Origin of the sequence: Micromonospora sonchi (genome assembly GCF_014646235.1) — a bacterium.
GTDB lineage: Bacteria > Actinomycetota > Actinomycetes > Mycobacteriales > Micromonosporaceae > Micromonospora > Micromonospora sonchi.
The window spans coordinates 48,727-57,975 of sequence record NZ_BMNB01000036.1 but is presented as its reverse complement, the minus strand read 5'-3'; the positions used below and the strand labels follow the sequence as shown (position 1 = coordinate 57,975).

Here is a 9,249-nt window from a genome sequence, read left to right as displayed (position 1 = left end):
CCAGCATCGCCAACAGCTCCTCGTACGAGGGCGGGACCTGCGGGACGGGCGACACACCATGATCATGCCAGCCGATCAACCAGAGTGGACCACCGGCCGCCGACTCACCTCAAGCTGAATACGTACGCTCTACGCTCTGCCGGGAGAGTTTGATCCGGAAAGGGAGCTTATGGATTTTGCCCTAAATAATCATGTCTCTGCGGCAGCTGCTTTAGGGCGGACGCCGGAATCTCTGCTGGCGGCACTCGATGGTCATCTTTTCCTTAATCATCAGTACTGGCTACGTCGTCTGGCCGTCGACCTGGGGCTGGATCAGCACTATGTCACTAGCGCTCTAATACGCCTTTGGCTCCAGCAGCCCGATACGCGTCAACAGGCTCACGAGCTGGCTGTGGCGCTAGTTAAGACTGATTGAGGTTGTTCCCACAATTCAAGACGGTGCGCGACTGTCTTCAGCCCGGCCCAAGTCCGACGGCCTGGCGACGGCCTGTACCGGCAGTCGCCGGGCTCCGCTCCTGCTCAACACTGATTTAATACTCATAATCCGGCGTACAGGTCGACTCGTCCGTCGCCCACCAGCTCAGAGCCGAGTCGTCCTTGGTCAACATTGGCCGTCGTTCGATCGGCCTGACGGGCCTGACTTGAGCTACGGAACCTCAACTGGAAGGTGCTGGTCTCCTATCGATGAACACTCAGGGTCGTTGGGTAGCTTGTGCCTGTGACTGACGAGCAGACCAAGAGCAGCAAGGGTTCGTTCTGGCGCGAGCTGCCGATCCTGCTGGCCGTGGCCATCGTGGTGGCGATCCTGGTGCGGCAGTTCGTGGTGCAGAGCTTCTTCATCCCCTCCGGGTCGATGGAGCACACCTTGGAGCGCGACGACCGGGTCCTGGTCAATAAACTCGTCTACGACTTCCGGGCACCCGCACGGGGCGAGATCGTCGTCTTCAAGAATCCCGAGAGCTGGCCGAGCCTGCCGGACGGAGATGACCTGATCAAGCGGGTGATCGGAGTGCCCGGCGACCATGTGGTCTGCTGCGACGCGCAGGGCCGGATCCAGGTCAACAGCCACCCACTGGACGAACCGTACGTGTACCCGGGCAACAAGATGGCCCCGGAGGAGTTCGACATCACGGTCCCGGAGGACCGGCTGTGGGTGATGGGCGACCACCGGGAGGCCTCCGGCGACTCGCTGGCCAACTACAACAGCCACGGTCAGAACATCGAGGCAGCCACGATCCCGCTGGACTCGGTGGTCGGGCGGGCCTTCGTACTGTTCTGGCCGTTGCGCCACACGACCTGGCTGGCCGTGCCGGAAACCTTCGACGAGGTGCCGTAGCAGACGCCAGTGTCCGTCGAGCCCTGGCCCGCCGTCGATGCTGTCGGCGCGCCCAGCATCGGATGCCGAAAGCCTGGATACCGCGGCTTCTCCCACAAACTGCAACGGTGGAAGACGTGACGCACCTCGTCTCGGTCATCACCCCCGTCCATGCCCCCAGCGTCGAGTACCTGGCTGGCGCGTACGACTCGTTGGTCAAGCAGGACCTGCCCGACGGGTGGGGCTGGCAGTGGCTCGTCCAGGAGGACGGGCAGACCGGCGTACTGGCCGGGGTGCTGCCGGACGATCCGCGTATCAGCATCGGCGGCGGTCGTCCCGGCGGGCCGGGTGTTGCCCGCACCCTCGCGCTTTCCCGTGTCGCCGGGCAATACGTCAAGGTGCTCGACGCGGATGACCAGCTCACGGCTGGCGCCCTCGCCCGGGACATTGCTGCCTTCGATGCTCACCCGCACATTGGTTGGACGACCTCGCGCGTCCTGGATCTGATGCCTGACGGGTCAACCGTCGGATGGGACAAGGACCCTGACGGCGGACTGATCGGCCGCGGTGCCGTTCTGGCCTTCTGGCAAGCCAACGGCTACCGCGCCCAGGCCCACCCCGCCACCCTCTGCATCCGTCGGGACCTGCTCCTGGCCCTCGGCGGTTGGATGGCGCTGCCTGCCTCCGAGGACACCGGCCTACTCCTGGCGGCGAGCACGGTCAGCGAGGGCTACTTCACCCGCGAGCACGGCCTGCTCTACCGCAAATGGCCCGGCCAGCTCACCAGGCAAGCCGCCCACCGCGAACCCGTCGAGTACGAAGGCCGCATGAAAATCATCGAGGCCAGAGCACTGGCCCTGGCCTCGATGCTTCCGAACGGGTTGCCGCTCGCCGTGACCGGGGTGCGCTGACCGTTCCGCTCCCGTGCGGGCGGCTACCCACCGTTCCCGTTCGACGGCAGGGCTGCCATCAGGAGGTTGGAGGTTGGCCTGGGTAGCCAGAAACGACCCATGGCCGGTGTCGAGTTCCGCCCCTGGTGGTCGACGATTGCTGCTGGCTCCTAGCCTTCGGGACATGCCCGATGATCCGCTCAGCTCGCGCCCACCACTCGGACGAGCGTCACGGACGTTGATCGTCGCGTTGCTGGTGGTCGGGGTGGTGGTGCCGTCCATCATCATCCGTGAGCTGATCGAGGGCAGGATGGGCGCCGGCCCACTCGCGGACTTCGGCTGGATCGCGGTTCCCATGGCGGCCACGGCCTGGCTCGCGCCGCGTGCTTCCTACCGCCGTCGCGATGCACTGTGGTGGCTCATCGGTCCTTTTGGCCTCTACGTCTACGTGGTGATTGCTTGGCGGCTGGCCTTCCTGCCCTACCGCGACTGGCCGCCCCGACCCGATGAGACACCTCGGGTCCGCTGGCTGCGAGACGGTGATCAGGCCGGGTTGTGGTACCTGTCCGGTGTGGCGAAGTAGATGAAGGGTGGCCGAGTGGACTCGCCCGGCGTCTACCTTTCCTGGGCTGTGGTGAGCGCTCGCACCTCGTCCAGGTACGACGTGGCCGCTGGTTCCTTCGGGTAGCGCTCGCGCAGCAGCGTTGCCAGTTCCCGGGAGCACATCAGCAGCGACGGCAGCGACTTGCGCTCCCCGTGCAGCGCCCGCCGGCCATGAGCGACCGCAGCTTCGAGGTCGCCTGCTCGGGCCGCCACGACGCCGAGGGTGAGCTGTGCTTCGGCGATCCGCATCGGCTTGCGTTCGGTCCCGTCCGGGTCGGTCGACGAGCGGATGACCTGCCCGGCGTACATCTTGGCGAGCCCGTCCTCGCCCACCAGGCGGTAGCAGTCCATGGCGTAGAAGTCGAACTTCGCCGGATCCACCACGAAGTGGTGGTCGGTGTTCTCCGGATACGGCAAGGCTTCCAGCAGGGTCCGGCCCCGGTCCAGCGCGGTCTCCACCTGCCGCCGGTCGCCCAGCCGTGCCCACGCCTTGGCCCTCTGTCCGGCGAGTTGCACGGCTGCACTGCTGCCGGCCGTGATCGCCTCGCCGGCCTCGGCCGCCGCGACCACGCCCAGGTGGTCGCCCTGCGTGAGCGCGTACCAGGCCCGCAGCTCGTAGGCCCAGCCAGTGACGGCGGCGTCACCTGCCTCTTCGCCGAGGGTCAGCGCCGCCTTGCGGGTGCCCTCGGCGATGCGGCGTAGCCCGAGGTCGTACTCCACGCAGCCGACGAGCAACGCGACCCAGCCAGCGAGGCTCAGCACCTCCCGATGTTGGGCGAGCGTGAGCCGGCGGTCCAGCAGGGTCGTGATCCGACGCAGCCAGGCGCGGCCTTCGACACGGAGTTGCTCGGAAGGCATGTACGGGTACTCGCAGCAGAGGCGGTCAGCCGTGATCCGGAGTGCTTGCAGGGTGGCGTCGGAAACGTCGGAGCTTCTCAGCCGAGCGAGAATCTCCACCGTCTCCATGCCCGTGGCGGCGATGACCTCGGCCTCCGCGTCACGCGGTACCGGCGGCGGAAAGAAGGCCGCGGTGACGGTGCCGAACGTCCGGGCGATCAACGACTTGTGGAAGCCGTCAGGCTCGCAACTGCCGGCCTCCCACCTCTTCCAGTTCCGCAGGAGCGTGCTGTCGGCGGGGAGCCGTTCGGCGGCGTGTGCCCGCATCGCCTGGACCGCCCGGCCCTGAGACCAGCCTCGCGCGGTGCGCTCGGCCCGCAGTCTCCGTGCCCAGACGGGAAGATCGGGCTCGGTGGCGTCCTCAGCCATGCCACCAGTATCGGCTCTGGGCTGGGGACATGGCGAGGGGACTTCGACCTGTCACCACGGTGACACCTGGCGCGGGCAGGCGGCCCGAGGCGATCGTGGCGGATGCCGGCCGAGACCGGAAGCGCGCCGACTTGTTCCGGAGGTACGCATGCGTCAACGTCACGCGCCGCTGCGCCCGATCTGGATCTGCACCGGGTGTGCCCATCCGTGGCCCTGCGGCCCGGCTCGGGTCGAGCTGCTCGCCGACTATGCCGGCCAGCGTCGGGACCTGGCGGTCGACCTGGCCGAGCTGCTTCGGGAGGCGACAGCCGACCTGACCCGGATCTGCCCCGAGCCTCCCGATCCGGTGGCCGCGTACGCCAGGTTTCTGGGGTGGTTGCGCCGCGTGCCGCGCGTGTAGCCAAGCGGCCCGACGCGCCCCGTCAGGGCTGGGCGAGCGACTTGCGCGTGTGCCGCCAGGTCGAACTCGTCCGGACCGGGTCGACGAAGAGCGGCTCAAACTCTTCCTCTTGGAGAGGTGGCTTGAGCAGCACAAACGCCGTCGTCGAGTTGCGTTTTTGGTGCTTACGGCGCATGCTGGCGAGTATGGCGACCATGAGCGGGGAACTCCTGACCACTGGCCAGGCGGCCAAGCTGCTGGGGTCTTCGCGCCAGCAGGTGGTCAACCTGTGCGAACGGGGGGACCTGCCGTTCGTGCGGGTGGGTGCGCACCGCAAGGTCAGGCGGGAGCACGTCGACGCGCTGCTGCGGCCCAAGCAGGCGTTGACCCGTGATCAGCTCAAGTCGCTGTGGCTGCACCAAGCGGTGGCGGGCAGCCTGGTCGCCGATCCGGACGAAGTGCTGGAAAAGGTTGGGGAGAATCTTGACCGGCTGCTTCGGCAGCATCGCGGGACCATGACCGAGGTCTGGCTGAGGCGCTGGCAGGAGAAGATCAACGAAGGGGTTGGGTCCGTCCTGCGGGCTTTGACCTCGGAAGATCCAGAGGCTGTCGAGTTGCGGCAGAATTCGCCCTTCGCTGGCGTGCTCCCGCAGCCGCAGCGTCGGAAGGTTCTTGAATCCTTCAAGCGCAGCGGTTGGGGCCGGGCGGCGTGAAGCGCGCAGAGCTGGAGCATGTCCTGAGATCGACGGGTCGGATTGTCGAAGACCGGAACGTCCTCATCATCGGTAGCCAGTCGGTGCTGGCGACGATTCCGGAAAGTGATCTTCCGTTGGAGGCCACCGCTTCGATGGAGGTGGATGTGGCCTTCTTTGACGATCCGGACGATCAGAAGGCCGATCAGGTCGACGCGTTCATCGGTGAGTTCTCGCCGTTCCATGAGACGTACGGCTACTACGCCCAGGGCGTGAGTGTGTCGACGGCGGTGTTGCCCGACGGCTGGCGCGATCGGTTGGTGCTGGTGGAGTCCGACAACACCCAACCGGGACGTGGCCATGCGCTCGATCCGCACGACTGCGTGGTGTCCAAGCTGGTGGCCGGTAGGGAGAAGGACACCAAGTTCGCGGACGCGTTGCTTCGAGCGGGTCTGGTGAAACCGAATGTGGTCGCCGAGCGGATTGAACTCCTGGTTGATGTGCATCCCCTGGTGATGAAACGTCTGAGGGACTGGATAGCCGCGTATCTGCCGAAGCCTGACGTTGGCTGAGGGGCGTTCGCGCGTCTCGTACGACAGCAAGGCTTCGACCGGCCGAGGGTGGCCTCGCGGCGGCCGACAACCTTGTGCGGTCGGAGGCCAGACGGGGTTGCCCACCCGGATCTGCCCCGAGCCTTTCGACCCCGTGGTCGCGTACGCCAGGTTTCTGGGATGGCTGCGTCGCGTGCCGCGCGGGTAGGCCGCGCCCCGGCTGACCCAGGCTGACCGCCCCGATCGGATCGGGCACAGGATGTCGGGTCGGGGGTGTCGGCGTGGCCATAGCGTGGGCGGCGCAAGGGAAGGAGGACCGGGTGCTGGAGCGGCTCAACCAGGCCATGGAGCACATCGAGCGGCACCTCGACCGGTCGGTCGACGTCGCCGAGTTGGCGCGGATCGCGGTCACGTCGGAGTACCACTTCCGGCGGTTGTTCGCCGCGCTGGCCGGCATCCCGCTGTCGGAGTACGTGCGTCGTCGGCGGCTCACCGTCGCCGGGGCGGAGGTGCTCGCGGGGGAGCGGACGTTGCTCGACGTCGCGGTCCGCTGGGGGTACGGCTCGACCGAGGCGTTCGCCCGGGCGTTCAAGGCGGTCCACGGGGTCGGCCCCGGCGAAGCCCGGCGTACGGGGGCTGCGTTGTCCGCCCAGCCCCGGCTCTCCTTCCGACTCACCATCGAAGGGAGCAACAGCATGCGATACCGCATCGTGCAGAAGGACACGTTCCGGCTCGCCGGCCGCAAGGCCCGGGTGCCGCTGGTGCACGAGGGGATGAACCCGGCCATCGTGGCCTTCGTCAAGAGCATCGAACCGGCCACCCGGGAGCGGATCGAGGCGCTCTCCGACCAGGAACCGGCGGGGATCGTGAACGTCAGCGACGGTCTGGCCGGCAACCGCGCGGAGGGCACCGAGCTGGACTACTGGTACGGCGCGGTCACCGCCGCCGAGGTGCCCGGGGACCTGGACGTGCTGCCGGTGTCGGCGGGGGCGTGGGCGGTCTTCGAGACCTCCGGGCCGTTCCCCGAGGCCGTGCAGCACCTGTGGCGGGACGTCTTCACCCAGTGGTTCCCGGCCAACCCGTACCGTTCCCGTCCCGGCCCGGAGATCTCCCGCACCCGGATCTCCGCCGACGGCGCCCACGCCGACGCCCAGCTCTGGATCCCGGTGGAACCCGCCTCCTGATCCGGCCGGCGGACCGCCTCAGGCCGGCGGTGTGGCGGTGAGGTCGGCGAGGACCCGGCGCTGGAACGCGCGGGCCCGCGAACCGATCGGCGGGGTACCGCCGGTGCGGGCCGCGATCGACTGCTCGACCAGGTCGATGGTGGCGGCGTCGACCAGCGGTCCGCCGCCGGCCAGCAACCGCCGGCCGGCGGCCATCTTGGGCAGCCACACCCCGCGATGCAGCCGTAGCCAGGAACGGCAGGCGCCGAGCACGGCGTCCTCGGCGCCGGGCGCGGGTACGTCGCCGGGTGGGACCGGCCGATCGAGCCACCAGCGCAGCGCGGCCACGATCAGTTGGTGTAGGTCGTCGCGGGCCAGGTCGGCGAAGACGTCGGCGGCGGGCGGGCCGAGCAGGGCCTGCCCGCTCTGGTGCAGGATGCTGCGGTCCAGTCCGTACCAGAACAGGCCGTCGGCGGCGGGTCGTTCCGCCGGGCCGCACGAGACCCGGAAGTCCATCTCCGCGCCGGTGTTCAGCTCGACCTCGAACCCCGGCTCGGGGGTGCCGGAGGCGGCCACCTCCCGCCGGTACACGACCAGCTCCAGGCCGCGCGCCGGGCAGGGCAGCACCTCGTGCCGCAGCCGCGCCACCAGCTCCCGCGCGACCGCCCGGTCCAGCGCGCCGGCGCAGACCAGCGCCACGTCCACGTCGCTGCGTCCGGGCTGGTACGCCGCCAGCCCCACCGAACCCGCCGCGTACACCCCGCACAGCTCCTCGCCGAGCACCTCGCGGGCGACCGCGACCAGGTCGGTCAGGTACCGCCGCAGCGGCTCACTCATCCCCGAACTCCCCGCTCACCACGGACTCGTCGGGGCGACCCTAGCCGGCCACCGGTCGCCGCCGGCAGGCCCGGTCAGCGGAGGCTGATCTGTCGGCGTACCCGCTCGTACTCCCGGGCCAGTTCGGCGTCGATGCGCTCCGTGCGAGCCTCGGTGAGGATCACCTTCGGGTCGTGCCAGTCCCGGCTGGCCAGCATCTGCCGCCGCAGCCCGGCCGGCGGATGCGACGCGAACAGCGACGCCTCCTCGCGCACGGAGAGTTGCCGGAGCTGCGGCAGCCGATCTGCGGCGGCGGCGAGCGACTCGGCCGCCGCGGCCCGCCACCGGTCGGGGCCGTGCCCGGCCAGCGACTCCCGGCGTACGGCGAGCGCCATCGACTCCAGACGCAGCGTGCTGTCCAGCAGGCGGGTCGTCCCGTCGGAGCCGGCGACCTTCGCGGACAGCTCGTCCGCGAGGTACTCGGCGCGTTGGCTCTCCCGCAGGGCCAGGCAGACGAGGACCAGGTGACCGGCGGCGAGCAGCCGCGACAGGGTGCCGAGCAGGACCTTCGCCAGCGCGGCGCCGAGCAGCTCCAGGAGGCCGCCACGGTGCCCGGTGTTTCTCGGGCGGAGCAGGTCGGCAGCCTCGCCCAGCGTCCGGAACGCGGGTTGGGTGAGCAGCATCCGCCGCGGGTCGCCGTTGACGAAGTGGCCCAACTCGTGGCCGAGCAACGCCACCCGCTCCTGCGGGCCGAGCGAGCCCCAGTACGGCAACCCGAGGCAGAGCACCCGCCGCTGCCGCAGGCCGATCTGACCCGCGTACCCGTTGAGTTCGCCGTCCACACCGATCACCTGCGGCGCCGGCGCGCCCAGTGCCGTGGCGACCTCGTCGACCAGCGCGAACAGCTCAGGAGCTCGCTGCCGGGACAGTACCTCCAGCTTCGGGTCGAGCCGGCCGAACCGTGGCCGCAGCACGTAGGCGACGCCGAGCAGGGCAAGCCCGGGCAGCAGGGTCAGGCTCGGGAACGACCGCACGGTCAGCCAGGCGCCGGTGACCGCGAGCGCGGCCACCCCAGCGAGCAGCAGCACGGAGGCCGCGGCGGTCAGCGCCCTCGCCGCCCCGGCTCCGGTCGCGCCGATCGGCCGCTTCACCAACCGGTCGAAGTGCTCCCGCGTCATCCGGTACGCCAGCCGGTGCGCCCGGCGGTCGACCCAGCCCCAACCGAACACCGGCCGGCTCCGGCCGGCGTCGTACGCCTCCAGGTTCCATTCACACGACGGGCACCAGGCCGTCGCGTCGAGCTGGGAAACGGTCGGTGTGCCGCAGCGCGGGCATCCGGTGGCGGCCGAGGTGGTGGTCACGAGCGTCAATCTTGGCGGGGACCGCACGCCGCCCGACAACGTCCTTTCGGATGACCAGCCGTCGTCGACGACGGCCTGGCGGTGATCGGGCCGGCCCGCCGCGCCTGTCACGGTGGGCCGGAACCCGGATCTCACCGTTTCGCACCCGCCGGGCGACCTGCACGTCTACTGTGGAAAAGCCTGGTGACTTGCGGTGTTCCGGTGGCGGGCGAG

General features: G+C 69.4%; 11 protein-coding genes. 7 read left to right on the top strand and 4 right to left on the bottom strand.

Features of this window, described 5'->3' with window-relative positions; translation table 11 throughout:
* Positions 1 to 718 precede the first annotated feature (718 nt).
* From lepB to IEY61_RS27005, 3 genes are all read left to right on the top strand, one after another.
* Positions 719 to 1,336 carry a signal peptidase I gene (gene lepB, locus IEY61_RS27015; RefSeq protein ID WP_189049301.1) on the top strand — a complete coding sequence of 206 codons (618 nt, stop codon included), beginning with the start codon at positions 719 to 721 and terminating at the stop codon, positions 1,334 to 1,336.
* Between the two features lie 107 nt (positions 1,337 to 1,443).
* Positions 1,444 to 2,226, top strand: a complete 783-nt coding sequence (locus tag IEY61_RS27010) for a glycosyltransferase family 2 protein (RefSeq protein WP_229706475.1) — start codon at positions 1,444 to 1,446, stop codon at positions 2,224 to 2,226.
* A gap of 163 nt (positions 2,227 to 2,389) precedes the next feature.
* Positions 2,390 to 2,788, top strand: coding sequence for a hypothetical protein (locus IEY61_RS27005; RefSeq protein WP_189049299.1), 399 nt, complete (start codon positions 2,390 to 2,392; stop codon positions 2,786 to 2,788).
* Positions 2,789 to 2,820: 32 nt separating this feature from the next.
* On the opposite strand, the gene IEY61_RS27000 is transcribed toward IEY61_RS27005, so the two are convergent.
* On the bottom strand, positions 2,821 to 4,074 hold the full coding sequence (locus tag IEY61_RS27000) for a helix-turn-helix domain-containing protein (protein WP_229706474.1): 1,254 nt from the start codon (positions 4,072 to 4,074) through the stop codon (positions 2,821 to 2,823).
* 148 nt (positions 4,075 to 4,222) lie between these two features.
* Here IEY61_RS27000 and IEY61_RS26995 point away from each other — a divergent pair, with 148 nt between their 5' ends.
* Positions 4,223 to 4,474, top strand: coding sequence for a flavin reductase (locus tag IEY61_RS26995; protein ID WP_189049298.1), 252 nt, complete (start codon positions 4,223 to 4,225; stop codon positions 4,472 to 4,474).
* Between the two features lie 22 nt (positions 4,475 to 4,496).
* On the opposite strand, the gene IEY61_RS26990 is transcribed toward IEY61_RS26995, so the two are convergent.
* On the bottom strand, positions 4,497 to 4,649 hold the full coding sequence (locus tag IEY61_RS26990) for a hypothetical protein (protein ID WP_189049296.1): 153 nt from the start codon (positions 4,647 to 4,649) through the stop codon (positions 4,497 to 4,499).
* A gap of 19 nt (positions 4,650 to 4,668) precedes the next feature.
* Here IEY61_RS26990 and IEY61_RS26985 point away from each other — a divergent pair, with 19 nt between their 5' ends.
* The 3 genes from IEY61_RS26985 to IEY61_RS26975 all read left to right on the top strand — a co-directional run bounded on the left by IEY61_RS26985 (position 4,669) and on the right by IEY61_RS26975 (position 6,880).
* Positions 4,669 to 5,166, top strand: coding sequence for a helix-turn-helix domain-containing protein (locus IEY61_RS26985; protein WP_229706473.1), 498 nt, complete (start codon positions 4,669 to 4,671; stop codon positions 5,164 to 5,166).
* Positions 5,163 to 5,717 carry a DUF6036 family nucleotidyltransferase gene (locus IEY61_RS26980; RefSeq protein ID WP_189049292.1) on the top strand — a complete coding sequence of 185 codons (555 nt, stop codon included), beginning with the start codon at positions 5,163 to 5,165 and terminating at the stop codon, positions 5,715 to 5,717. The genes IEY61_RS26985 and IEY61_RS26980 overlap by 4 nt, the downstream gene beginning before the upstream one ends.
* A gap of 299 nt (positions 5,718 to 6,016) precedes the next feature.
* Positions 6,017 to 6,880 (top strand): AraC family transcriptional regulator, encoded by an 864-nt coding sequence (locus IEY61_RS26975; protein WP_189049315.1) that lies wholly within the window; start codon positions 6,017 to 6,019, stop codon positions 6,878 to 6,880.
* An 18-nt stretch (positions 6,881 to 6,898) separates the two neighbouring features.
* On the opposite strand, the gene IEY61_RS26970 is transcribed toward IEY61_RS26975, so the two are convergent.
* Together IEY61_RS26970 and IEY61_RS26965 are read right to left on the bottom strand one after the other, a co-directional pair.
* A complete protein-coding gene (locus IEY61_RS26970) occupies positions 6,899 to 7,696 on the bottom strand; it encodes a nucleotidyltransferase domain-containing protein (protein ID WP_189049290.1) in 798 nt (265 codons plus the stop codon).
* A gap of 74 nt (positions 7,697 to 7,770) precedes the next feature.
* Positions 7,771 to 9,036 carry a M48 family metallopeptidase gene (locus tag IEY61_RS26965; RefSeq protein ID WP_229706472.1) on the bottom strand — a complete coding sequence of 422 codons (1,266 nt, stop codon included), beginning with the start codon at positions 9,034 to 9,036 and terminating at the stop codon, positions 7,771 to 7,773.
* Between the last annotated feature and the right edge of the window lie 213 nt (positions 9,037 to 9,249).

What these genes read in the sequence shown, in the direction of transcription:
- IEY61_RS26985 (WP_229706473.1), top strand. Translation starts at nt 4,669, where the DNA reads ATGAGCGGGGAACTCCTGACCACTGGCCAGGCGGCCAAGCTGCTGGGG.
- IEY61_RS26995 (WP_189049298.1), top strand. Translation starts at nt 4,223, where the DNA reads ATGCGTCAACGTCACGCGCCGCTGCGCCCGATCTGGATCTGCACCGGG.
- IEY61_RS26970 (WP_189049290.1), bottom strand. Translation starts at nt 7,696, where the DNA reads ATGAGTGAGCCGCTGCGGCGGTACCTGACCGACCTGGTCGCGGTCGCC.
- IEY61_RS27000 (WP_229706474.1), bottom strand. Translation starts at nt 4,074, where the DNA reads ATGGCTGAGGACGCCACCGAGCCCGATCTTCCCGTCTGGGCACGGAGA.
- IEY61_RS26990 (WP_189049296.1), bottom strand. Translation starts at nt 4,649, where the DNA reads ATGCGCCGTAAGCACCAAAAACGCAACTCGACGACGGCGTTTGTGCTG.
- IEY61_RS27005 (WP_189049299.1), top strand. Translation starts at nt 2,390, where the DNA reads ATGCCCGATGATCCGCTCAGCTCGCGCCCACCACTCGGACGAGCGTCA.